A 23,806-nucleotide genomic window follows, 5' to 3' on the forward strand; every position below is an offset into this window, starting at 1 on the left:
GCCCACCCGGTCCCGGCGCTCCCGGCCGACCCGACGGCGCCCGCCCCGGGGACGCCCGGCGCCCCGACCGCAGTGCCAGCGCGTCCGGGCGCAGCGGCCCGGGTGCACCCTCGGCGCGGCCCGGCCCGCCCGGCCGCCTCCCCGACCAGAACCGCCGCTCGCCGTCGGACCCCGGCCCTCGACAGGGGAGCCCGGGACGGCCCGGACCCGCCGACGGGCCCGCACGGCCCGGCCGGCCCGATCAGCCCGGCCAGCCCGGTGGCGCCGACCGGCCCGGGCAGCCGAACGAGCCCGGTCGGTCCGGCGACCGCCGCCCCGGCACGCGCCGCCCCGAGGGTGCCGCAACGCATCGCACCCGCGCCGCACCCGGCCCCGACGGGCGCCCGGCCGGCCAGGCCGGCCGCCGGCCCGGCACGCTCCCGCCGGGTGGCGGCCCCGCCGGCGGAGTGGGCGGCACCAGCGGCGCCAGCCGCACCACCGGCACCACGAGCACCACCGGCACCGCGGCCACGCGACCCGGCGCCGACCGCGCCCCTGCCGACCGCGCCCCTGCCGACCGCGCCGGTGCCCCCACCCGCGTCGCCCGGTCCGCGGACGGGTCGCCCGCCCGGACGACCGGCCTGCAGGACCCGGCCGAGACCCGCGTCCCGCGCCGCGTCCCGGCGAACGAGGCCGCGGCCGACCGCATCGCCCGCCGGCGCGCCGAGGCCGGGGAGGCGGTCACCGGCACCGGACGCGACAGGGCCCGGAAGGGCACCGCCCGCCGGACCCTGCGGGGGGCACTGGCGACCACGGCCGCGTCGACGCTGGTCCCCGGCACGGGGCACCTGCTGCTGCGCCGCCGCCGCACCGGCGGCCTGATCCTCGGCCTGTTCCTGCTGGTCGTGGCGGCCGGTGTGGTCGCGGTCCTGACGATGAGCCGGCGGGCGCTGCTCGAGAACGCGGTGTCGACGACGGTCCTCGCCACCGGAGCGGTCGTCGCGCTGGTGGCCGCGCTCGGCTGGATCGCCCAGATCGCCCGGACGTACGCCCTGGCCCGCCCGCGCAACATGGGCGCGGGGCGGAAGGTCCTGGGCGCCGTCGTCGCGGCCGTGCTGTGCATGGCCGTCGCTCTGCCGTTCGGCTACGCGGCCGATCTGGCGAACTCGCAGCGCTCCCTGCTCAACGACCTGTTCAGCGGCGGGGCCGGCGGTACCGCCGCCGCGGAGGCGATCAACAAGCCGCGGCTCAACGTGCTGCTGCTGGGCAGCGACGCGGGCCCGGACCGCACCGGTACCCGCACCGACACGATGATGCTGGCCAGCATCGACACGAAGACCGGCCGCACCACGATCTTCGGGCTGCCGCGCAACATCCAGCGCGCCGAGTTCCCCCCGGGCTCGCCCATGGCGGCGAAGTTCCCGCGGGGCTTCCACGACCCGGCGGACCCGCTGTCCGGCAACTACCTGCTCAACGCCGTGTACGCCTACGCGCACGAGAACCCGTCCGTGGCGCCGCCCGGCCCGACGAACGACATCGGGCTGAACCTCCTGCAGTCGTCGATCTCGTACATGACGGGCCTGCCGATCGACTACTTCCTCGAGGTCAACATGGCGGGCTTCTCGACGATGATCGACGCGCTGGGCGGCGTGACGGTCGACGTGGGGCCGGTGCCCCTGCCGATCAACGGCGTCACGGCCGACGGCCGGCACGTCAAGCCCGACGGGTACATCCAGCCCGGCGTGCAGAACCTGAACGGCGAGGAGGCGCTCTGGTTCGCGCGCTCCCGCCGCGACAGCAACGACTACCAGCGGATGAGCCGCCAGCGCTGCCTCATCCAGGCCGTGCTCGACCAGAAGAGCCCGACGGACCTGCTGGCCAACTTCCAGCAGGTGGCCCAGGCGACCAAGGACAACGTCGACACGAACATCCCGCAGGCGGTGCTCCCGGCGTTGGTCTCGCTGGCCGGCGAGGGCTTCCACCTGCAGAGCATCTCGTTCGACCCGAGCCTGCCGGACCCGAACGAGGCCGACGGCCGGTTCGACACCTCGCGCCCGGACGTCGAGTACATGCACCAGGTCGTGCAGGACGCGATCAACCCGCCGCCCGCGGCGGCCGCCCCGCCCACGACGTCGGCCGCGCCGAGCACCCCGGCGACGCCGGGGACGTCGGGGTCGGACGAGACCGCGGCGGGCACCGCGGCCCCGACCTCCCTCGCCGCCTCGTGCGCCGCCGCGGCCGCGCCGGCGCCGGGTGACGGGAGCGGGGCGCAGGGCGGTACGGAGAGCGGCACCGGGGGCAACTGAGCCCGGCGACCCCCGCCGGGCGCGCCGCCCCCGCGGCACGCCCATTACGCTTCGCTCGCGCGGTCCTGCGACGACGCCCGGGCTGCGGTACACCAGACACCGGTACGAACCGGGCACCGGCGGGGCCGGCCCGGGCACCGGAACACCGGAGGGGCAGACGGACGTGAGCAGCACTGGGGACATCCCCGCCCGCGAGGGCCGCACGAAGGTCGTCGTCGTCGGCGGCGGGTTCGGCGGGGTGCGCGTCGCCAAGGCGCTGGCCCACGCCGACGTCGACGTGACGCTCGTCGACCGGACCAACCACCACCTGTTCCAGCCGCTGCTGTACCAGGTGGCCACCGGCATCCTGTCGCCCGGCCTGATCGCGCCGGCGCTGCGGCGGGTGGTGAGGAAGCAGGCCCACACCCGCACCCTGCTCGCCGAGGTCTACGACATCGACCTCGGCAAGAAGGTCGTGCGCGCGCTCGCACCGAACGACCAGCACCTCGACCTGCCCTACGACTACCTGGTGGTCGCGGGCGGCGCGACGCACGCCTACTTCGGGCACGACGAGTGGAGCCACTTCGCGCCCGGCATGAAGAGCATCGAGGACGCGCGGGCGCTGCGCAGCCAGATCCTCGGCGCCTACGAGCTGGCCGAGATCGCGACGGACGAGAAGGAACGGGACGGGTACCTGACCTTCGTCGTGGTGGGCGCGGGCCCGACCGGTGTCGAGATCACCGGGCAGCTCGCGGAGCTCGCCCGCTACGTGCTGCCGAAGGAGTACCGCTCGATCGACACCCGCTCGGCGAAGATCATCCTGCTCGACGCCGCGCCCTCGGTCCTGCCGCCCTTCGCGCCGAAGCTGCAGAAGTACACGCACCGCCGCCTGGAGAAGATGGGCGTCGAGATCCGGCTCAACACCGCGGCCACCGACATGGACGACGACTCGATCACGGTGAAGGGCCCGCAGGGCGTCGACACCATCTCCGCCCGCACGAAGATCTGGGCCGCGGGCGTCCAGGCCTCGCCGCTCGCCGCGATGCTGGCCACGGCCACGGGCACCGAGACGGACCGGGCCGGGCGGCTCGCCGTCGACCCGGACTGCAGCCTGCCCGGCGCCGAGGGCGTCTACGCCATCGGCGACATGGTCACCACCGTGGACCGGCTGCCGGGCGTGGCGCAGGTGGCGATGCAGCAGGGCACCTACGTGGGCAAGCTCATCGCGAACCGGGCCAAGGGCGACACCACGACCCCCGCCCCGTTCCGGTACTTCGACAAGGGCAGCATGGCCACGATCGGCGCGCGCCAGGCGGTCGCCGACGTGCGCGGTTTCAAGATCACCGGCTACCTCGCCTACCTGCTCTGGTGCTACGTGCACGTCATGTTCCTGATCGGCTGGGGCAACCGGTTGGGCACGCTCTACAACTGGGTCCGCTCGCTGCGCTACGCGCGCAACCGCGGGCACCGGCTGATCACCGTCACCGGCGCGCACGCCGTCGCCAGGCACCACCACGAAGCCGCCTAGGTCGCCCGGGAAGGTTGGAGATCGCCGGGCCGGCGACCTAACGTCGGACCGTGACCCCGGCCATGCAGGTCCTGATGCGCGAGGCCGAGCGCGTCTGGGACGACTTCTGGTCGGCCGTGTACGAGCGGGGCGACGCGGCGGCCGCCGCGGCCCTGCTCGCCCCGGAGGCCGTGCTCGTCGACATGCCCGCGATGACCGGGGGCAACGACCGGGCGGAGATCGAGCGGCACCTCGCCGAGACGGTCACCCCGCACCTGCCGGCGGACCTCGTGCGGCGGCGGGTCTCGCGCACGGTCGACACCCGCGGGCTCGTCGACGAGCTGCGGTGGACCTTCACGCACGACCGCGAGCTGCCCTGGTTGCTGCCCGGGGTGCCGCCCACCGGCCGCTCCGTACGCGTTCTGGCGGTGTCCGTGGTGGCCGTCCGGCAGGGTCGGATCGCCTCCGTACGGACGCTCTGGGACGACGTCCGGCTGCGCCGACAGCTCGCCGCGAGCTGACCGTCCGGCGTCCGGAACCGGCCGTTCGTGGTTCCAAGACACCGTTTTCACGGTTTTCGGGCCTCTGAACTGGGGGTTCCCGCGTGGCGCCGTCGGCGTTCTGCCACGCTATGGGCCACGCTGTACCAGGAACGACCACCGACGCACCCCCGAGCGGGTGGTCGATGGCGACAGGAGAGGAGCACTCACCATGGCACTGCCCGCACTGACCCCCGAACAGCGCCAGGAGGCGCTCAAGAAGGCCGCCGCGGCTCGTACGGCGCGCAAGGAGCTCCGGGACAAGATCGCGAAGGGCGAGGAGACCATCCCCGCCGTGCTCGACCGGGCCAAGTCCGACCAGATCGTCGGCAAGACCAAGGTCGCGGACCTGCTCAAGAGCCTCCCCGGCTACGGCCCCGCCAAGGTCTCGGCGCTGCTCGAGCGCACCGGGATCGACGCGTCCCGCCGCGCCGCCGGCCTCGGCGAGCGTCAGCGCCAGGCGCTGCTCGACGCGCTCAAGTGAGCCGCCGGGCGTCCTGACGCCCGCGGTTCCCCGCACCCGGTCCGGCCTCCCGCCGGGCCGGGTGTTCGCGTTCTCTAGGGTGCGGGGCGTGGAACTGATGGTCGACGTCGCTCCCGGCGTGCAGGTGTGGGCCGAGGAGATCCCGGGACCGGCCCCGGACGCCGAGCCGCTGCTGCTGGTGATGGGGGCGAACGCGTCGGGGCTGGCATGGCCGGACACGCTGCTCGACCGCCTCGCCGAGCGGCACCGCGTGCTCCGCTACGACCATCGCGACACCGGCCGTTCCACGCACGCGTTCGACTCGGCCCCCTACGCGGTCCGGGACCTCGCCGGCGACGCCCTCGCGGTGCTCGACGCGTTCGGGGTCGAGCGGGCGCACGTCGTCGGGATGTCGATGGGCGGCACCCTGGTGCAGCTGCTGCTGCTCGACCACCCCGAACGGCTGCTCACCGCGACGGTCCTGTGCACCGCCGCGCTCGGCGCGTACGGCGACCCCGAGCTGCCCGGCCCCGACCCGGCGCTGCTGCGGCTGTGGGGCGAGTTCACGGACGACCGGGACCTCGAGGGCGAGCTGGCCTGGCGGGTCGAGCACTGGCGGCTGCTCAACGGCACCGGCACCCCGTTCGACGCCGAGGGGTTCCGCGCGCTGGAGGAGCGCGTGGTCGCGCACTCCGGGCGGGTGGACAACCCGGCCGCGCACGCCGTCGCGGACACGGACGGGCTGGACCGCGGGGCGGAGCTCCCCGGCGTCAGCGTGCCGACACTGGTGATCGAGGCCCCCGAGGACCCGGTGAACCCGCCCCCGCACGCCGGGCACCTCGCCCGCGCGCTCGGCGCCGGGCGGCTGGTCCGGGTGCAGGGCATGGGGCACGCGCTCAACCCGACCGTCGTCGAGCCCGTGGCGGCGGCGATCCTCGCGCACACCCGCGAGTACGCGCCGCTGTAGCCCGGCGGGTCAGGCCTCCCGGCGCGCCCAGCTGTACCGCCGCTCCGGACGCCCGGTCCCGCCGTACCGCAGCCGGACGGTCACCGCGCCGGTCTCCACGAAGTGTTCGAGGTACCGGCGCGCGCTCACCCGCGACAGCTCCGTCCGCTCCGCGCACTCGCTGGCCGAGAGGTCGCCCGAGTGCGCGCGCAGCACCCGCTCCACCAGCTGCGCGGTCGGCGCGGTGAGTCCTTTCGGCAGCCGCGCCGCGGTGCCGGTGCCGCCGCCCGGGCGGTCGTCGCCGAAGAGCCGGTCGATGTCGGCCTGCCCGGCCCGGTCCAGGCTCGCCAGCCGGCCGCGGATCCGCGCCGCCCGCTCCACCTGCTCCTGCAGCGCGCGCGAGTCGAACGGCTTGACGAGGTAGTGCAGCGCGCCGCCGTGCAGGGCGGCGGCCACGGTGGCGCTGTCGTCCGCGGCCGTGATCACCAGGACGGACGGGTCGTCGGGGGCACCGGTGCGCAGCTTCCCCAGGACGTCGATCCCCGACATGTCCGGCAGGTAGACGTCGAGCAGCACGAGGTCGGGGCGCAGCCGCGCGGCCAGGTCCAGCGCCTCGGCGCCACGGTGCGCGACGCCCACGACCTCGCAGCCCGGGATCCGCGCCACGTAACCGCCGTGCACCTTGGCCACCATGAAGTCGTCGTCGACGACCAGCACCCTCACGTGCCCACCTCCGCCGGCTCCGGGAGCAGGGGCAGGACGGCGACGAAGGTCGCGCCCCGGACCTCCGGGCCGGCCCCACCGCCCTCGACGGCCACCCGGCCGCCGCGGCGCAGGCACACCTCCCGCACGATCGCGAGCCCCAGGCCGCGCCCGCCGGCCCCGGACTCCGCCGCCTTGGTGGTGAACCCGTGCCGGAACACCTCCTCGGCCAGGTCCGACGCCACCCCCGGACCGGAGTCCCGGACCCGCACGTGCACCGCGCCCTCCCGCTCGGTCAGCCCGATCTCGACCCACCCGCCCGCGGGGCCGACGGCCTCGAGCGCGTTGTCGACCAGGTTGCCCAGCACGGTGACGAGGTCCGCGCCGAGCCCGGGGTCCGGCTCGGCGGGGTGCAGGTCGGTGTCCGCGGCGAGCCGCAGGCGCACGCCCCGCTCGGTCGCCAGGCTCGCCTTCGCGACCAGCAGCGCCGCCGCGGCCGGCTCCCCCACCCGCGACACGACCTCGCGCCGCCAGCCCTCCGCCGCCGCCACGATGCCGCTGACGAACCGGCGCACCTCGTCGTGCTCGCCCAGCTCGGTCAGCCCGGCGATCGTGTGCAGCCGGTTGGTGAACTCGTGCGCCTGCGCCCGCAGGGTGTCGGTGAGCGTGCGCGAGGCGTCCAGCCGGTCCTGCAGGGCGGTCAGCTCCGTGCGGTCCCGCAGCGTCACGACGGCGCCGACCCCGCGGCCGTCGACGTGCACCGGCATGCGGTTCAGCACCAGGACCCGCCCGCCGTGCAGCACCAGCTGGTCCTCCCCCGCGGCGCGCCCGGTGAGGACGTCGGCGAGGCGGGGGTCGAGGCCCAGCGCGTCGACGGCATCGCCGACCTGCGCCGTGGGCAGCCCGAGCAGCTCGCGCGCGGCCGGGTTGAGGAGCGTGACCCCGCCCTCGGGGTCCAGCCCGACCACGCCCTCCTTCACCCCGAGCAGCATGGCCTCGCGGCGCTGCACCAGCTCGACGATCTCGGCGGGCTCCAGCCCGAGGGTCTGCCGGCGGACCCGACGGGCCAGCAGCAGCGACCCGGCGAGGCCGAGGGCCAGCGCGAGCCCGAGCAGGGCCGCGACCTCCCCGCGGGCCGGGGCCAGCGCCTCCAGGAGCGTCGGTGCGCGGATGCCGGCCGCCACCACGCCCACCACCTGCCCGCCGTCGCCGATGACCGGGACCTCGGCCACCACCGTCCGGTCGGCCGCGCCCGTCCAGGCCCGGCCCGCGAACGCGGTGGACCCGCCCACGGCGAACGGCGTGCCCAGCTCCGCGGGGTCCGGCGAGCTGCGGACGATCCGGTTCGCGTCGACCACCATGATGCGGTCGGCGCCGGAGAGGTTCTCGGCGCTGCGGGCGAAGCTGGCCAGCAGGTCGACGTTCCGGTTCACCAGCCCGGCACGGATCCCCGGCGTGGCCGCGACGTCCTCGGCGACCGACAGCATCCGCCGCCCCTGGGTCTCGCGGAACGCCGCGTCGGACTGCACCACGGCGAGCGCGGCCACCGCGGCGAGCAGGATGACCACCACCAGCAGCTGCCAGACCAGGAACTGGCGGGCCAGCGGGCGTCGGCGCACGCGGTCAGCGTAGGCGCGGCCGGCGCATGTACTAAACGACCACAACCACCGTTGCGGACACAAGCGCGACAGCCCGGACCCGCGCCCCGCACGATGAGCGCCACAGTCCACTCGACGGGGAGGGATCGACAGCGATGTCCGTCCGGGAGAAACCGACACGCGGCCTGTCCGCCGCGCTGGCGGTGCTGGTGGCCGCGGCCGCGGTGCTGCTCGTGCCGCCCGCCGTCGGCGCACTGACCGGCGGGGGTGACGGCACCCAGCTGCGTGGCCTGCGCATGCTCGTCCCGAACTCCCCCGGCGGCGGCTACGACGTCACGGCCCGCACGGCGGCCAAGGCCATGGAGGACGCCGGGCTCACCGGCTCGGTCGAGGTGTTCAACCTCCCGGGTGCGGGCGGCACGGTCGGTCTGGGGCGCACGGTCAACGAGAGCGGCAACGACCGGCTCGTCATGTCGATGGGCCTCGGCGTGGTCGGCAGCGTCTACACCAACCGCTCGCCCTCCACCCTGGCCGACACCACGCCGATCGCGCGGCTCACGCAGGAGACCGAGATCGTCGTCGTCGCGAAGGACTCGCCGTACACCTCGCTCGGGCAGCTGGTCGACGCGTGGAAGGCGGACCCGGGCGGCGTCCCGGTGGGCGGCGGCTCGTCGCCGGGCGGGCCGGACCACCTCGCCCCCATGCTGATGGCGAAGGCGGCCGGCCTGCCGCCGAAGGACGTCAACTACGTCTCCTACGACGGTGGCGGCGAGCTGCTCGCCGCGGTCCTCGGCGGGAAGGTCGCGTTCGGCGTGTCCGGGCTCGGCGAGTACGCCGACCAGATCGACGCCGGCGAGCTGCGGGTGCTGGCCGTGACGGCCGGTGACCCGGTCCCCGGCGTCGACGCGCCGACCCTGCGCCAGGCCGGCCTGGGCGTCGAGTTCACGAACTGGCGCGGGGTCGTCGCCCCGCCCGGGCTGTCCGACGAGGGGCGGGCCGACCTGGAGGCGGCGTTCGACGCGCTGCGGCGCAGCCCGGAGTGGGCGCAGGCGCTGGAGCGCAACGGCTGGACGGACGCCTACCAGCCCGGGCCCGAGTTCGGGGCCTTCCTGGAGAGCGAGAACGAGCGCGTGGCCGAGGTGCTGCGGGAACTGGGGCTGACATCATGACGGTCGTTCAGGAGGAGACGCCGGCGCGGGCGCCGGAGAAGCGGGGCCGGCTGGGCGAGCACTCGGAGCTGGGCGTCAGCCTGTTGCTGTTCGTCGTCGGTGTGCTCGTGGTGGTCGACACGCTGCTGGAGAGCGGTGCGGGCAGCGACTCCGACCCGCTCGGCCCACGAACCGTCGCGCTGGTCCTGGGCGGGGCACTGCTGCTGCTGTCCGTGCTGCTCACGGTCGACGTCCTGCGCGGCGGCCACGGCGAGGCCGAGGCCGGTGAGGACGTCGACCTGTCCACGCCCCCGGACCTGCGCACCGTCGGGATGCTGGCCGGGGTCCTGATCGCCACCGCGGCCCTGATCCCGCTGCTCGGCTGGCCGGTCGCGGGCGTCGTGCTCTTCTGGGGGGCCACGTACTCCCTGGGCTCGCGCACCTACCTGCGCGACCTCCTCATCGCGGCCGGCGTCTCGGTGGCGGCCTGGGTGCTCTTCGACGGCCTCCTGGGCGTCGACCTGCCCGGCGGCCCGCTGATGGGGGTGTTCGGCTGATGCTCGACTCGCTGACCCACCTGATGGGCGGCTTCGGCGCCGCCCTCACCCCGGCCAACCTGCTGTTCGCCGCGATCGGGGTGCTGCTGGGCACCGCGATCGGCGTGCTGCCGGGCATCGGCCCGGCCATGGCGGTGGCGCTGCTGCTGCCGGTGACCTACGCGTTCGACCCGACCGGCGCCTTCATCATGTTCGCCGGCATCTACTTCGGCGCGATGTTCGGCGGCTCCACGACGTCGATCCTGCTCAACACCCCGGGCGAGAGCGCGTCGGTGATGGCCGCGCTCGAGGGCAATCCGATGGCCAAGTCGGGGCGGGGCGCGCAGGCGCTGGCCACGGCCGCGATCGGGCACTTCGTCGGCGGTCTGCTCGGCGTGATCGGGCTGGTGCTGCTGGCGCCGCTGGTCGCCTCGGTCGCCGTCGACATCGGCGCTCCGGACTACTTCGCGGTGATGGTGCTGGCGTTCGTCGCCGTGACCTCCGTACTCGGCAGCTCGCGGATCCGCGGGTTCGCGGCGCTGGCCATCGGCCTCACCATCGGGCTGGTCGGGCTCGACCCGCTCAGCGGGCAGCCCCGGCTCACCTTCGGCGTGCCGCAGCTGGCCGACGGCATCGACGTCGTCATCGTCGCGGTCGGGCTCTTCGCCGTCGGCGAGGCCCTCTGGGTGGCCGCCCACCTGCGCCGCGGGCAGCAGGAGGTCATCCCGGTGGGGCGGCCGTGGCTGTCCCGCGGCGACGTCAAGCGCGCGTGGAAGCCGTGGTTGCGCGGCCCGTTCATCGGGTTCCCGTTCGGCTCCATCCCGGCGGGCGGCGCGGAGATCCCGACCTTCCTGTCGTACGTCACGGAGCGGCGGCTGTCGACACACCGCGACGAGTTCGGGTCCGGTGCCATCGAGGGTGTGGCCGGCCCGGAGTCGGCGGCCAGCGCGTCGTCCGCGGGGACGCTGTCCACGATGCTCACCCTCGGCCTGCCGACGACGGCGATCGCCGCCGTCATGCTCGCTGCGTTCCAGCAGTTCGGGATCCAGCCGGGCCCGCTGCTCTTCCAGACCGAGCCCGACCTGGTGTGGACGCTCATCGCCAGCCTGTTCGTCGGCCTGGTGCTGCTGCTGGTGCTGAACCTGCCGCTCGCGCCGGCGTGGGCGAAGCTGCTGCGGATCCCGCGCCCGTACCTCTACGCGGGCATCCTGTTCTTCGCCTGCATCGGGGCCTACGCGGTCTCCGGGCAGGCCGTCGACCTGCTGGTGCTGCTGGGCATCGGCGCGGTCGGGTTCGTGATGCGCCGCTACGGCCTGCCGGTGCTGCCGGCGATCATCGGCGTGATCCTGGGGCCCGACGCGGAGCTGCAGCTGCGCCGCGCCCTGCAGATCGCCGACGGCGACGTCACCACCCTGGTCTCGACGCCCGTCGCGGTCACCGTCTACACCGTGATCGCGCTGCTCCTGCTGTTCCCGCTGGTGCGCAAGGTCCTTCCGGCCCGGGGCACGCCGCCGGTCGACCGGGACCGGGAGGGCACCCCGGTCTGACCCCGGTCCCGTCCGGGCGGTTCCGCCCCGCCCCCGCTCACACCGGCCCCCGCGAGCGTCGGGGGGGCCGGTCGCCGCGGGGGCTCGGGTCGCGGAGGAGTGGGCGTGCGCGCAGAGGGCGAACGGCTGGAGTGCACACCGAGCTCGCCCGGGGCCGCCGGATCACCGCCGTGCTCCACGCGCAACGCCTCGGCTCGTCGGGTCGAGGTGAGCCCGCGTTCGGCGCAGGTCAGACGGGCAGCTTCTCCCCCGCCTCGACGGCCACGGGCAGGACGTTGCCCTCCGGCGGCAGCGGGCAGGTCGCGAACGCGGTGAAGGCGCACGGCAGGTTGACCACGCGGTTGAGGTCGATCCGCAGCGTTCCGTCCGGCCGCGGCCCCTCGACCCGCAGGATGCGGCCGCCGCCGTAGGTGGTGTCGCCGGAGGTGGCGTCCCGGAAGTGCAGCGACAGGCCGCCGTCCTTGCCCGCCAGCGCGACCAGCTCCTGCGGGCTGCCGGCGAGGGTGAACCGGACGGTGCCCACCGCGGTCGGGAAGTGGTGCAGCCCCTCGACGACCGCGCCCACGGTGATCCGCTGCGGCTCGGCGTAGGGCTCGAAGCGGGCGTCGACCACCCAGCGCTCGTCGGCCGTGAACGCCGGGACCCCGGTGAAACCGGTGCGGGTGGGCGCCTGCGGGTCGCGGACCCGCAGCGCACAGGTGTCGGTGCGCCGGACGACCTCGATCTTCCGGTCGCCCGCGACGACCAGGGCGCCGGGAAGCCCGTCCCGGGGCTCCAGCCGGACGGTGCCGTCGACCGGGGCACCCCGCGCCACGAGCCCGTCGGCGGGCGCGGCGGTGAGCTCGACGCCGCCGTCGCCGGTGGCGCGCCAGGTGCCGGGCAGGCCCGGGAAGGCGGAGGGCTCCTCCGTCAGCCAGTACAGGCCGGTGAGGCTGAGCCAGCCGTGCGGTGCGCGGAGCTCCTCCTCCCGCTCGGCGTGCCAGGTGTCCCAGTCCTGCTGCAGGGTGCTCTCCGTGGTCGTCACGTGGGCGGCAACGCGTGCCGGGGCCGTCGCATTTCGGCACGGCGACGATTCCCGCCCACTGGACCGGCCACCCCGCGGGGCGGCCCCTTTGTCCGGACCGGCTCGGGATGTGGGAGATCGGTTGACCCGTGGCCGCCGCGTCTGGTGGGGTTCGGTCCGTGGCCACGATCCTGCTGACGCGCCGGCGTCACGTCGACCACAAGCGCGTGCACTCCTGCGCCTGTCGCTGACCCGCCTTCCCGCGCGTCCCGACATCCCCTTCTCCCCGCAGGAGCACAGCTGTGTCCGCTTCCCCCGACCTCCCCGCCGAGCCCCTGACGTTCGCCTACTGGGTCCCGAACGTGAGCGGCGGCCTCGTCACCAGCACGGTCGAGCAACGCACCGACTGGGGCTACGAGTACAACAAGAAGCTCGCCCGGACCGCCGAGGACAACGGCTTCTCCTACGCCCTCTCGCAGGTCCGGTACATGGCGTCGTACGGCGCCGACCACCAGCACGAGTCCACGAGCTTCTCGCTCGCCCTGCTGCTCGCGACCGAGCGGCTCAAGGTCATCGCGGCCGTGCACCCCGGGCTGTGGCACCCGGGGGTGCTGGCCAAGTGGGTCGCGACGGCCGATCACCTGTCCGGCGGCCGGGCCGCGGTCAACGTCGTGAGCGGCTGGTTCAAGGACGAGTTCACCTCGCTGGGCGAGCCCTGGCTGGAGCACGACGAGCGCTACCGCCGCTCCGAGGAGTTCATCCGCGCGTTGCGCGAGATCTGGACCAGCGACCACGCCGAGCTGCGCGGCGACTTCTACCGCATCCACGACTTCGACCTGAAGCCCAAGCCGGTCGCGGTACCCGGCCGGGCGCACCCGGAGATCTTCCAGGGCGGCAACTCCACCGCCGCGCGTCGCAACGGCGGCCGCGTCGCCGACTGGTACTTCTCCAACGGCAAGGACTACGAGGGCTTCACCGAGCAGGTGCACGAGGTGCGCGGGCACGCCCGTGACGCCGGCCGGCCGGAGACCGGCCCGGGTGCGGTCCGCTTCGGGCTCAACGGCTTCCTCATCGCCCGCGACACCGAGCGCGAGGCGCGCGAGCAGCTGCGCGAGATCGTCGCGAAGGCCAACGTCGAGGCCGTCGAGGGCTTCCGGAGCGCGGTGCAGCAGGCGGGTGCGTCGACCGGCGACAAGCGCGGCATGTGGGCGGACTCGAGCTTCGAGGACCTCGTCCAGTACAACGACGGCTTCCGCACCCAGCTCATCGGCACGCCGGAGCAGATCGCCGACCGCGCGATCGAGTACAAGCGGCGCGGGGCGAACCTGCTGCTCCTGGGCTTCCTGCACTTCCAGGAGGAGATCGAGTACTTCGGGCGGCACGTGCTCCCGATCGTGCGCGAGAAGGAGGCGGAGCTCGCCGCGCGCGAGCCCGCCCTCGTCGCGGGCTCCTGATCCGGTGCCGCGCCCCCGGCGCGGCGTGGTCCTGGCCGGGGCGGCCCACAGCCGGCTGACCCGCCGCCGCCACATCGACCACGCCCGCGTCGTCACCCAGTCCTGTCCGGGTCCATAACGCGATTTCCAGCCCGATTTTCACGGATTATGGTTCCATAACGCGATTTGCGAGCGCCTTTTCTCGCGTTATGGATCCATGACGTGGTCTCACTCCTCCCGCGTGCCCGGCGGCCCGCTTCCCGGTGCCCGCCCGCTGCGGTCGCCGGTGTCGCCGTCCCGGCCGCCGCATGCCCCGCACCAGCGGGCCGCCGCGGTACGCACCCCTCCGCCCACGACAGGACCTGCCATGACCACGCTCGAGAACCGCCCCACCACCCGCTTCACCACCATCCCGACCACTCCCGACGAATGGCTCGCCCGCGCCCGGGAGGTGCGCACGATCCTCGCCACGGACGCCGCCGCCCGCGAGCGCGCCGGGGAGACGCCGCACGCCGAGGTCCAGCTGCTCAAGGACGCCGGCCTGGTCACCCTGCTCGGCCCGGCCGAACACGGGGGCGGCGGCCAGGAGTGGCCGCTCGCCTACCGGGTGATCCGCGAGGTCGCCGCCGGCGACGGCTCGATCGGCCAGCTGCTCGGCTACCACCTGCTGTGGTTCTGGGCCGCCCGGCTCGTCGGCACGGCCGAGCAGATCGAGGCCGTGGAGGCCGAGGCCACCCGGCGGCGCTGGTTCTTCGGCGGCGCCGTGAACCCGCGCGACGACGACGTGGTGATCCGCGACGCCGGCGACCACCTCGTCTACAACGGCCGCAAGTCCTTCTCCACCGGCAGCAGGGTCTCCGACGTCACGGTGCTGGAGGGCGTGCTCGACGGGGCCGACCCCGGCGCCCCTGGCACCCACGTCTTCGCGATCGTGCCGAGCCGCCAGCCCGGCCTCACGTTCCACGACGACTGGGACAACATCGGCCAGCGGCTCACGGAGAGCGGCAGCGTCACGATCTCCGAGGTCCAGGTGCCGTGGGAGCAGGCCGCCGGCTTCCGGGACAAGGTCTTCGAGCCGCGCGTCTACAACACCCTCAACGTCCCGACGATCCAGCTCGTGTTCGTGAGCTTCTACCTGGGCATCGCGCGCGGCGCCCTGGAGGAGGCCGCGGAGTACACCCGCACCCGGACCCGGCCGTGGCTGCACGGCGGGCAGGAGCGGGCCGTCGACGAGCCGTACCAGCTCGATCTCTACGGCGACCTGGCGGCGAAGCTGTGGGCGGTCGAGGCGTTGGCCGACGCCGTCGCGGAGGAGGGCCTGACGATCCACCGCAACGCCTGGGAGGTCACCCCGCAGCAGCGCGGCGAGCACGAGGTCCGGGTGGCCGCGGTCAAGGCGCGGGCCACCGACGTCGCGCTCGAGGTGACCGGCCGGGTGTTCGAGGGCCTGGGCGCCCGGGCCACCGCGACCGAGCTCGGCTTCGACCGGTTCTGGCGCAACGTCCGCACCCACACCCTGCACGATCCCGTCGCCTACAAGCGGCGCGAGGTGGGGGCGTTCCTGCTGCGCGACGAGCTGCCCGAGCCGACCTGGTACAGCTGACCGGCACCGCGCGGGCGGCCCTGCGGGGGCCGCCCGCGCGGCGGTCAGCCGACGCGCTCGCCGTCGTCCGCGGGCAGACCGGGGCGCCGCTCGGGCTGCGGCGTGCGCAGCCGGGGCAGGAACCGGCCCGTGCGCGAGAGGTACGCCGCGTACTCCTCGCCGAGGGCCTCGGAGAGGCCGGGCTCGCGGACCGCGCGGGCCTGGATCTGCACGGCGACGACGATGAGCAGGGTGGCGAGCACACCCAGCATGGTCGGCGCCATGACCAGCCCGCCCGCGGTGGCGACCACCATGCCCGTGAAGGCGGGGTTGCGGACGCGGGCATAGAAGCCGCTGCTGGTCAGGGCCAGGCTCTGGCCGCGGCGGCGGGCGGTGCCCATCTGGACCAGCGAGGCCAGCACGACGGCCACGCCGAGCAGCACCAGCCCGACGCCGACCACGACCCAGCCCGGCGAGCTGAACAGGGCGATCGGCTCGATGACGTCGAACGCGACGAGCAGCGGGGCGACCAGGCCCAGCAGCAGCGCGACCCCGAACAGGACCTTCGACCACCAGGCCGGCGAGCCGAGGCCGCTCCGCATCGGCGAGCGGCGGGTGCCCGCCCGGGCCCACCGCCGCCCGACGCCCACCAGCACGCAGGCGACGATCCCGAGGCCGACGGTGAGCCAGGCGGCGAGGTGGTGGTTCAGCGCCTCGGACACGACCTCCCAGGCGCCCCGGCCGGTGAGCTGGCCGATCGCGTCGAGCAGCAGCACCACGCCGAACGCCACGAACAGCACGGCCGCGCCGTAGCGGATCGTGCGCTCCGGCAGCCGCTGGCCGAGCTGCCGGCCGACGACGATCGCCAGCGCGTCCGCCGCGACCATGCCGAGCGTCGAGCCCAGCCACACGCCGAACCAGCCGTGCTGGGTGGCCAGCGTGATCGTGGCCAGCATCGTCTTGTCGCCCAGCTCGGCCAGGAAGAACGCCACCGAGGCGGCGACCACGGCCGAGCGGGCCTTGCGGTTGACCTTGTCCTGCTCGTCCTCGGACAGCGAGTCGCCCTTGAGCGTCCAGGCACCGAACCCGAGGAACGCGACGGCCGCGGCGAGCGCGATCCAGCCCGTCGGGATGGTGGCGCCGAGGCCGTGGCCCACGGCGACGGACACGAGGTGCACGACCGACGTGGCGATCGTGATGCCCAGCAGGACGGGCCAGGTCTTGTAGCGGGTCGCGAACGTCAGCGCCATGAGCTGGGACTTGTCGCCCAGCTCGGCCACGAAGATCACGCCGAAACTGATCAGGAACGCCGAGAGCACGTCCTGCATCGCCACACAACCCCTCGATCTCGGGCCGGATCGAGGAAACCGGGGTCTCTTCGATCCGGCGTGAACCGGATCGAAGGTCTCGCTCGCCTGGTGGTGGTCAGGCCCCGCAGCCGGGCGATACGGATCGCCAGTATGTCGACCGCGATGTTGAGAGCTACTCCCCTTCGCTGGGGGCCAACCTACCTCATCGATCCAGTGCGCTCGACACCCGTTGCGCGCCCGTGAGGTAGTTCACGAGGGTATTCGCCGGCGCCACAGTGTCGTACGTTCGTTCAGATAGCAGCCCGAAGAGGACGCGGAGGAACCATGCCCGAGGCCGTCATCGTCGACGCGGTGCGCACCCCGATCGGGAAGCGCAACGGCTCGCTCGCCGACGTGCATCCCGCCGACCTGTCGGCGTACGTCCTGCGGGCGCTGCAGGAGCGCACCGGCATCGACCCCACCGTGATCGACGACGTCGTGTGGGGCTGTGTGAACCAGGTCGGGGACCAGGCGGCGCAGATCGGCCGCTACGCCGTGCTCGCGGCCGGCTGGCCGGAGACCGTCCCCGGCGTCACGATCAACCGGGCGTGCGGGTCCAGCCAGTCCTCCTTCGACTTCGCCGCCGGCATGGTCATGGCCGGGCAGTACGACGTCGTGGTGGCCGGTGGCGTCGAGACCATGACCCGGGTACCCCTCGGCGCGGGCCGCGACCTCGGCCGCCCGTTCGGCCCGCTGGTGCGTGAGCGCTACGAGGCCGACCTGACCAGCGGCGAGTTCCCGAACGGGGACTTCAACCAGGGCATCGGCGCCGAGCGGATCGCGAAGAAGTGGGGCTTCAGCCGGCAGCGGCTGGACGAGTACTCGTCGCGCTCCCACGAGCTCGCCGCCGCCGCGATCGACGCGGGCGCGTTCGACGGCCAGCTCGTGCGGATCCCCGGCAAGGACGACTTCACCGCCGACGAGGGCCTGCGCCGCGGCACCACCGCCGAGAAGCTCGCCACGCTCAAGCCGTCCTTCCGCGAGGACGGGGTGATCCACGCGGGCAACGCCTCGCAGATCTCCGACGGCGCCTCGGCCACCCTGATCACCACCCCGGAGAAGGCGAAGGAGCTGGGGCTCACCCCGATCGCGCGCTACCACTCCGGCGCGGTCTCCGGGGCCGACCCGCTGATGATGCTGACCGGCCCGATCCCGGCCACGCAGAAGGTGCTCCGCAAGAGCGGGCTGTCGATCTCCGACATCGGCGCCTTCGAGGTCAACGAGGCCTTCGCCCCGGTGCCGCTGGCCTGGCAGGTCGAGCTGGGCGCCGACGACAAGGTGCTCAACCCGCTCGGCGGGGCGATCGCCGTCGGCCACCCGCTGGGCGCCTCCGGCACCGTCCTCATGACCCGGCTGCTGCACCACATGCGGGACAGGGGCATCCGCTACGGCCTGCAGACCATGTGCGAGGGCGGCGGCACCGCCAACGCCACCGTCGTCGAGCTGCTCTGACCCCGGTTCCGGTAGGGGGCCCGCGGGCCCCTTACCGGAAAAGGTGCCGTACTGCACGGCCTTTCCCAGCGCGAGCACAGGCGGATCTCAGCTTCGGGGCGCAGAGTCTGTGCCATGACCGACGAGCAGCGGGGTCACTCCCGGCCCGATGGGGACGTTGCGCACAGCACCGGTGGTACCGAGGGCACCGCCAGCGCCTCCGCCGGGGACTCCCCCACCCAGCACACCGACACGGGCGCTGTCACCACCCGGTCCGAGACCGGGGCCCCGGGCACCGACGGCGCCACCCACCCGGCGAACCCGTACGCGCGACCCGGGTCCGCCGCCGACGGCGCCTACGGCACCGACACCGACGCGACCCGTTCCTACGGCTCGCCGTACGCCTACGGCCGCGGCTCCGTCTACGGCACGCCCGGGTACGCCCAGACCAGCGGGCACGGCGCCGACCAGGGCACCCGCCCCTACGGCAGCCCCGCCTACGGCCCGTACGCCCAGCAGGGCCCGGGCGACCCGCTGGGTGCGGCGGCGGGCGGCCCGAATGATCCGCCGCCCGGCGGGAACACCGTCCTCGTGAACGACGACCGCCCCCGCAGGCCCACCCGCCCGTGGACGGCCGTGATCGCGGCTGCGCTCATCGCCGGCGTCGTGGGCGGCGGCGCGGGCTTCGGCGGCGCCTACGCGCTGATGGACCGGGGCAGCTCGTCGACCGGGGTCACCCTGTCCGGCCAGCCCGCGTCGAACACCTCGTCCGTGCAGACCAACGGCACGGTGCAGGCGGCTGCGGCGAAGGCCAGCCCGAGCACCGTCGACATCCGGGTCACCACGAGCCAGGGCACGGCCGAGGGCTCCGGCGTCATCCTCACCTCCGACGGCGACGTCCTCACCAACAACCACGTCGTCGCCGGCTCGACCGGAAAGATCCAGGTGACCCTGGCGGACGGCTCGCAGCACAACGCCTCGGTCGTCGGGACCTCGCCGAGCTACGACCTCGCCGTCATCAAGCTCGACGGCGTGTCCGGCCTGACCGCGGCCGAGCTCGGCCGCACCGGCGACGTCAAGGTCGGCCAGCAGGTCGTCGCGATCGGGTCGCCGCAGGGCCTCACGGGCACGGTGACGACCGGCATCGTCAGCGCCCTCAACCGCACCGTGCAGGTGCAGGGCGAGGACGGCTCCGGCGTCGTCTACAACGGGCTGCAGACCGACGCCCCGATCAACCAGGGCAACTCCGGCGGCCCGCTGGTGAACCTCGACGGCCAGGTCGTGGGCATCAACTCCGCGATCGCCACCGCGGGGCAGAGCAGCGGCAGCGTCGGCCTCGGCTTCGCGATCCCGGTCGACCAGGCGCGCCGGGTCGCGCAGGAGATCATCGACACCGGCAGTGCCACCAAGCCGGTGCTCGGCGTGCAGGGCAGCACCCGCTCGTCGGGCACGGAGAACGGCGCCACGATCGCGGCCGTGACGGACGGCGGCCCCGCGGCGGCCGCCGGGCTCAAGGCCGGCGACGTCGTGACCAAGGTCGGCGACTCCACGGTCAGCGACTTCTCCGACCTCGTCGCCCGGATCGGCTCCTACGCCCCGGGCGACAAGGTCACGCTCACGATCGGCAGCGGCTCCTCGGCGCGCACGGTCGACGTGACGCTCGGCAGCACCAAGGACACCGGCGCCACCACCAGCAACGGCGGCACCAGCCAGGGCGGCGGCAGCAGCAACCCGTTCGGGCAGCTCAACCCGTTCGGCGGCGGCTCGCCGTTCGGCGGCGGCAGCGGCAACGGCGAAGGCGGCAGCGGCGGCAACTGAGCGCCGGACCCCGGCCGCAGGCGCGGTCGGACCGGCGCGGGCCGGGCGGGGATCCCCTCCCCCGCCCGGCCCGTCCCGTTCTCAGCCCTTCAGCCAGGCCTTGACGGCCTCGGTGTCCGCGCCCAGGGCGGGCGGGGTGCGCCGGTAGTCCGGCGGGGTGGCGGAGTACTCCACCGGGTTGCGGACGCCGGCCGGGCCGCCGCCGGGATGCACGACCGGGTCGAGGCCGAGGCTCTCCGCGAGTGCGACGCCCTGGTCGACCGTGTTGATCGGGCCGCAGGGCACGCCGGCCGCGCTCAGCACGTCGAACCACTCCTGCGCGCCCTTCGTGGCGAGCTTCTCCAGCAGCAGCGGGCGCAGTTCCTCGCGGTGTCGGGTGCGCTCGACCATCGAGCCGAAGCGCGGGTCCTCGAGCAGCTCGGGCGCGTCGATCACCCCGCACAGCCGCCGGAACTGGTGGTCGTTGGCGGCGATCACGATCAGCTCGCCCTCGCCGGTGGGCAGCGGCTCGTAGGGGAACAGCGAGAGGTGGGCGTTGCCCATCCGCTTCGGCACCACGCCACCCGCGACGTACGCCGAGGTCTGGTTGACCAGGCTCGACAGCGCCGCGGACAGCAGGCTCGTCTTCACGTGCTGGCCCTCGCCGGTCGCCTCGCGGTGGCGCAGCGCCGCCAGGATCGCGACCGCGGCGTGCAGCCCGGTCATCACGTCGAACACCGCGACGCCGGCGCGGAACGGCGTGCCGTCCGGGTCGCCGGTCAGGCTCATCAGCCCCGAGGTCGCCTGGATCAGCAGGTCGTAGCCGCCGAGCTTCGCGCCGCCCCGGTCGCCGAAGCCGCTGATCGAGCAGTACACGATCGACGGGTTCGTCTCGCGCACCGTGTCGACGTCGAGGCCCCACTTCGTGGTGGTCCCGGGCATGAAGTTCTCGATCAGCACGTCGGCACGGGCGGCGAGCTGCTGCGCGACCGCCAGGTCGTCGGGGTCCTTGAGGTCGAGCACCACGGAGTGCTTGTTCCGGTTGATCGACAGGTAGTAGGTCGCGACCGGACCGTCGGGGCCGTCGACCGTCGGCGGCTGCCAGGTGCGGGTGTCGTCGCCGGTGGGGCCCTCGACCTTGACCACGGTCGCGCCGAGGTCGCCGAGCAGCATCGTCGCGTAGGGACCGGCGAGGACCCGCGAGAAGTCGGCCACCACCACTCCGGCCAACGGGCCGGACGGCGTGGGCTCTTCGGGGTCGAGCGGGGGGAGATCAGACACGGTTCCTGTATAGCCCGCCGTGCGCGGCGGGTGGTGTCCTGGCACCACTCGCCGCGCACGAGGGCGCAGCGGTCCCTACAGGATCGCGAGCACCACCAGCGCGAGGCCGGCGAGCGTGAGACCGGCGCCGCTCCAGGCCCAGATCCGCTGCCCCTTGCGGGCGGAGTCGGTGAGCTCCTCCTCGGTCCGCGTCGACATCACGAACGGCGAGCCGTCGCGCGGCGGGCGGACCACGAGCGGGCCGTCGCGGTCGTCGACCTCACCCAGCACGTACATCCGGGTGCCGGGGCGCAGCACCCACTCGGTGTGCTGGTAGCCGATCGTCTCGTCCCGGTCGCCGCCGGCCAGCGCGCCGAGCACCGAGATCGCCCCGGCGAGCGCGCCCTGCGGCTGCCGGTCCTGGGCGGGCTCGAACCGGTCGACGACGGTCTCGACGCCGTCGGGCCGCCGCCCGCCGTGGTCGACGCCGACCGTGTGCCCGTCGCGCAGCAGCGCCCAGCCGTGCGGGGAGCTGAGCTCGGCGACGGTCTCGGTCCGGGTGGTCACCCGGGTGTCGCCGTCGGAGTCCCGGTCGTAGTGCTCGTAGCGGCGCTGGACGCGGTGCGCGTGCCACACGCAGTCGACGCCGGCGAGCTCGGAGCGCAGCAGCCCCACCGGCGCCGGGGCCGTCTCGCCGACGACCTCGCACACCCTGCGGAAGTGCCCCGGGCCGGTGAGCTCGGCCGAGATGCCCTGCAGCTCGAGCAGCTCGGGCACCGACAGCGTCTCGGCGGCGAGCATGGCGTGCACCGTGCGCTGCGACCGGGCCGCGGCCCACAGGCAGCCGCACGCCGCCAGCAGCAGGATGATCCCGAACCAGAGCATCGTCGTCCCTCTCGTGAAGCGGTGAGGGCGACGCTAGGCAGCGCGCGGGGCCGGGACAGGTGTGCTGGCACCACACCGGGTGTGCGGGTGGCGCCCGGATCGTCCGGTTGCGCCGGTCACCCGAGTGTGTGCGGCCGGAGCGGGAGGCCGATAGGGTCCCGGCAAGCTACCCGCCCGTAACCCCGGAGAGTCGACGATGACCAACCTGGCCGCGAACCTCGTCGCGACCGCTCGCGAGCACGGCGACCGCCCCGCCGTGAAGCTCGACGAGTACGTGCTGACCTACGCGCAGCTGCACTCCGCGGCCGCGGCCGTCGCCGGGGACCTGACCGCACGCGGCATCCGGCCGGGCGACCGGGTCGGGCTCGTGCTGCCCAACGTCCCCGCCTACCCGGTGCTGTTCTACGGCGCGCTGCTCGCCGGCGCCGTCGTGGTGCCCATGAACCCGCTGCTCAAGGCGCGGGAGGTCGAGTACTACCTCGACGACTCGGGCATGTCCCTGGTCTACGGCTGGGACGGCTCGGGTGACGTGGTGCCCGAGGCGGCCAAGGCCGTCGGCATCCCGGGGATCGTGGTGCCCGCGACCGGCCCGACCGAGCTGGGCGGCACCCCCGCCCCCGAAGCCGTCGAGCGCGCCGACGACGACACCGCCGTCATCCTCTACACCTCCGGCACCACCGGGCAGCCCAAGGGCGCCGAACTGACCCACCACAACCTCGACTCCAACGCACGCACCACGGTCGAGACGCTCATCGAGATCACCGCCGACGACGTGATCATGGGCTGCCTGCCGCTGTTCCACGTCTTCGGCCTGACCTGCGGGCTCAACGCCGCCGTGGTCGCCGGGGCCACGCTCACGCTCCTCCCGCGGTTCGACCCGTCCAAGGCCCTGCGGGTCGTCGGGCGGGACAAGGTCACCGTGTTCGAGGGCGTGCCCACGATGTACGCCGCGATGCTGCACAGCCCCGACGCCGACGGCGCCGACATGGCCTCGCTGCGCACCTGCATCACCGGCGGCTCGGCGATGCCGGTGGAGATCCTCAAGGCCTTCGAGAAGCAGTTCGGCTGCGAGATCTACGAGGGCTACGGGCTGTCCGAGACCGCGCCGGTCGCCTCGTTCAACCAGCCCGGCCGCCCACGCAAACCCGGCACCATCGGCTTTCCGGTGCGCGGCTGCGAGATGCGGGTGGTCGACGACGAGGGCAACGACGTGCCCGACGGCGAACCCGGCGAGATCGCCATCCGCGGCGAGAACGTCATGAAGGGCTACTGGAACCGCCCCGACGCCACCGAGGCCGCCATCCCGGACGGCTGGTTCCGCTCCGGCGACATCGCCACCCGCGACACCGACGGCTACTACACCATCGTCGACCGCAAGAAGGACCTCATCATCCGCGGCGGCTACAACGTCTACCCCCGCGAGGTCGAGGAGACCCTCTACGAACACCCCGCTGTCGCCGAGGCGGCCGTCGTCGGGATCAAGCACGCGGACCTCGGGGAGGAGATCGGCGCCGCCGTCGCCCTCAAGCCCGGCCAGTCCGCCGACCCGGAGGAGCTGAAGAACTTCGTCCGGGACCGCCTCGCGGCCTACAAGTACCCGCGCGCGGTCTGGCTGGTCGACGCCCTCCCCAAGGGCCCGACCGGCAAGATCCTCCGCCGCGAGGTGGAGCCGCCGGCCGACCTGTGAACCGCGTTATGGAACCATAATGAGCCTTTCTCAGTAGGCCGTTGATCATGTTGTGCGGTCGTGTTCGTGGTGCAGGACGACGAGCGCAGCGGCGGTGATGGCGCCGATGCGGCGGGGGCAGAGGCTGAC

General features: G+C 74.1%; 19 protein-coding genes. 13 read left to right on the forward strand and 6 right to left on the reverse strand.

Annotated elements, in window-relative coordinates:
• Positions 1–446: 446 nt before the first annotated feature.
• The 5 genes from LWC35_RS40695 to LWC35_RS35940 all read left to right on the forward strand — a co-directional run bounded on the left by LWC35_RS40695 (position 447) and on the right by LWC35_RS35940 (position 5,740).
• Positions 447–2,285, forward strand: a complete 1,839-nt coding sequence (locus LWC35_RS40695; protein ID WP_232874966.1) for an LCP family protein — start codon at positions 447–449, stop codon at positions 2,283–2,285.
• A 163-nt stretch (positions 2,286–2,448) separates the two neighbouring features.
• The gene (locus LWC35_RS35925; RefSeq protein WP_232874967.1) at positions 2,449–3,792 is read left to right on the forward strand and encodes an NAD(P)/FAD-dependent oxidoreductase; all 1,344 of its coding nucleotides are present in this window, start codon (positions 2,449–2,451) and stop codon (positions 3,790–3,792) included.
• Positions 3,793–3,842: 50 nt separating this feature from the next.
• Complete coding sequence (locus tag LWC35_RS35930; RefSeq protein WP_232874968.1) at positions 3,843–4,292, forward strand: nuclear transport factor 2 family protein; 450 nt, start codon at positions 3,843–3,845, stop codon at positions 4,290–4,292.
• A gap of 190 nt (positions 4,293–4,482) precedes the next feature.
• Positions 4,483–4,794 carry an integration host factor, actinobacterial type gene (gene mihF / locus LWC35_RS35935; RefSeq protein ID WP_037049162.1) on the forward strand — a complete coding sequence of 104 codons (312 nt, stop codon included), beginning with the start codon at positions 4,483–4,485 and terminating at the stop codon, positions 4,792–4,794.
• A gap of 97 nt (positions 4,795–4,891) precedes the next feature.
• Positions 4,892–5,740, forward strand: coding sequence for an alpha/beta fold hydrolase (locus LWC35_RS35940; RefSeq protein WP_232874982.1), 849 nt, complete (start codon positions 4,892–4,894; stop codon positions 5,738–5,740).
• 9 nt (positions 5,741–5,749) lie between these two features.
• Here LWC35_RS35940 and LWC35_RS35945 read toward each other — a convergent pair whose 3' ends face one another.
• Together LWC35_RS35945 and LWC35_RS35950 are read right to left on the reverse strand one after the other, a co-directional pair.
• On the reverse strand, positions 5,750–6,442 hold the full coding sequence (locus LWC35_RS35945) for a response regulator (RefSeq protein ID WP_232874969.1): 693 nt from the start codon (positions 6,440–6,442) through the stop codon (positions 5,750–5,752).
• Complete coding sequence (locus tag LWC35_RS35950; protein WP_232874970.1) at positions 6,439–8,040, reverse strand: sensor histidine kinase; 1,602 nt, start codon at positions 8,038–8,040, stop codon at positions 6,439–6,441. Before LWC35_RS35950 ends, LWC35_RS35945 begins: the two co-directional genes overlap by 4 nt.
• Before the next feature lie 134 nt (positions 8,041–8,174).
• Between LWC35_RS35950 and LWC35_RS35955 the strand changes: the two genes are divergently transcribed.
• The 3 genes from LWC35_RS35955 to LWC35_RS35965 are packed head-to-tail and all read left to right on the forward strand — an operon-like array spanning position 8,175 to position 11,250.
• Positions 8,175–9,188, forward strand: coding sequence for a Bug family tripartite tricarboxylate transporter substrate binding protein (locus tag LWC35_RS35955; RefSeq protein ID WP_232874971.1), 1,014 nt, complete (start codon positions 8,175–8,177; stop codon positions 9,186–9,188).
• Positions 9,185–9,724, forward strand: coding sequence for a tripartite tricarboxylate transporter TctB family protein (locus LWC35_RS35960; protein ID WP_232874972.1), 540 nt, complete (start codon positions 9,185–9,187; stop codon positions 9,722–9,724). Before LWC35_RS35955 ends, LWC35_RS35960 begins: the two co-directional genes overlap by 4 nt.
• On the forward strand, positions 9,724–11,250 hold the full coding sequence (locus LWC35_RS35965) for a tripartite tricarboxylate transporter permease (RefSeq protein ID WP_232874973.1): 1,527 nt from the start codon (positions 9,724–9,726) through the stop codon (positions 11,248–11,250). Before LWC35_RS35960 ends, LWC35_RS35965 begins: the two co-directional genes overlap by 1 nt.
• 229 nt (positions 11,251–11,479) lie before the next feature.
• Here the strand turns inward: LWC35_RS35965 and LWC35_RS35970 are convergent, their stop codons facing one another.
• Entirely contained in the window at positions 11,480–12,274 is a 795-nt protein-coding gene (locus LWC35_RS35970; RefSeq protein WP_232874974.1) for a DUF1684 domain-containing protein, read from the reverse strand.
• A gap of 281 nt (positions 12,275–12,555) precedes the next feature.
• Between LWC35_RS35970 and sfnG the strand changes: the two genes are divergently transcribed.
• Together sfnG and LWC35_RS35980 are read left to right on the forward strand one after the other, a co-directional pair.
• Positions 12,556–13,707 carry a dimethylsulfone monooxygenase SfnG gene (sfnG, locus tag LWC35_RS35975; RefSeq protein ID WP_232874975.1) on the forward strand — a complete coding sequence of 384 codons (1,152 nt, stop codon included), beginning with the start codon at positions 12,556–12,558 and terminating at the stop codon, positions 13,705–13,707.
• A 346-nt stretch (positions 13,708–14,053) separates the two neighbouring features.
• Positions 14,054–15,289 (forward strand): acyl-CoA dehydrogenase family protein, encoded by a 1,236-nt coding sequence (locus tag LWC35_RS35980; RefSeq protein ID WP_232874976.1) that lies wholly within the window; start codon positions 14,054–14,056, stop codon positions 15,287–15,289.
• Between the two features lie 44 nt (positions 15,290–15,333).
• On the opposite strand, the gene LWC35_RS35985 is transcribed toward LWC35_RS35980, so the two are convergent.
• Positions 15,334–16,596 (reverse strand): TMEM165/GDT1 family protein, encoded by a 1,263-nt coding sequence (locus tag LWC35_RS35985; RefSeq protein WP_232874983.1) that lies wholly within the window; start codon positions 16,594–16,596, stop codon positions 15,334–15,336.
• A 306-nt stretch (positions 16,597–16,902) separates the two neighbouring features.
• Between LWC35_RS35985 and LWC35_RS35990 the strand changes: the two genes are divergently transcribed.
• Both LWC35_RS35990 and LWC35_RS35995 read left to right on the forward strand, forming a co-directional pair.
• Complete coding sequence (locus LWC35_RS35990; protein WP_232874977.1) at positions 16,903–18,069, forward strand: thiolase family protein; 1,167 nt, start codon at positions 16,903–16,905, stop codon at positions 18,067–18,069.
• A gap of 114 nt (positions 18,070–18,183) precedes the next feature.
• Positions 18,184–19,866 (forward strand): S1C family serine protease, encoded by a 1,683-nt coding sequence (locus LWC35_RS35995; protein WP_232874978.1) that lies wholly within the window; start codon positions 18,184–18,186, stop codon positions 19,864–19,866.
• 81 nt (positions 19,867–19,947) lie between these two features.
• Here the strand turns inward: LWC35_RS35995 and LWC35_RS36000 are convergent, their stop codons facing one another.
• The gene (locus LWC35_RS36000) at positions 19,948–21,126 is read right to left on the reverse strand and encodes a CaiB/BaiF CoA transferase family protein (RefSeq protein WP_232874979.1); all 1,179 of its coding nucleotides are present in this window, start codon (positions 21,124–21,126) and stop codon (positions 19,948–19,950) included.
• A gap of 75 nt (positions 21,127–21,201) precedes the next feature.
• Positions 21,202–21,990 carry an E3 ubiquitin ligase family protein gene (locus tag LWC35_RS36005; protein ID WP_232874980.1) on the reverse strand — a complete coding sequence of 263 codons (789 nt, stop codon included), beginning with the start codon at positions 21,988–21,990 and terminating at the stop codon, positions 21,202–21,204.
• Positions 21,991–22,186: 196 nt separating this feature from the next.
• Between LWC35_RS36005 and LWC35_RS36010 the strand changes: the two genes are divergently transcribed.
• Positions 22,187–23,677, forward strand: coding sequence for a long-chain-fatty-acid--CoA ligase (locus tag LWC35_RS36010; RefSeq protein WP_232874981.1), 1,491 nt, complete (start codon positions 22,187–22,189; stop codon positions 23,675–23,677).
• Positions 23,678–23,806 lie beyond the last annotated feature (129 nt).

This window comes from Pseudonocardia kujensis (assembly GCF_021283305.1).
Lineage (GTDB): Bacteria > Actinomycetota > Actinomycetes > Mycobacteriales > Pseudonocardiaceae > Pseudonocardia > Pseudonocardia kujensis.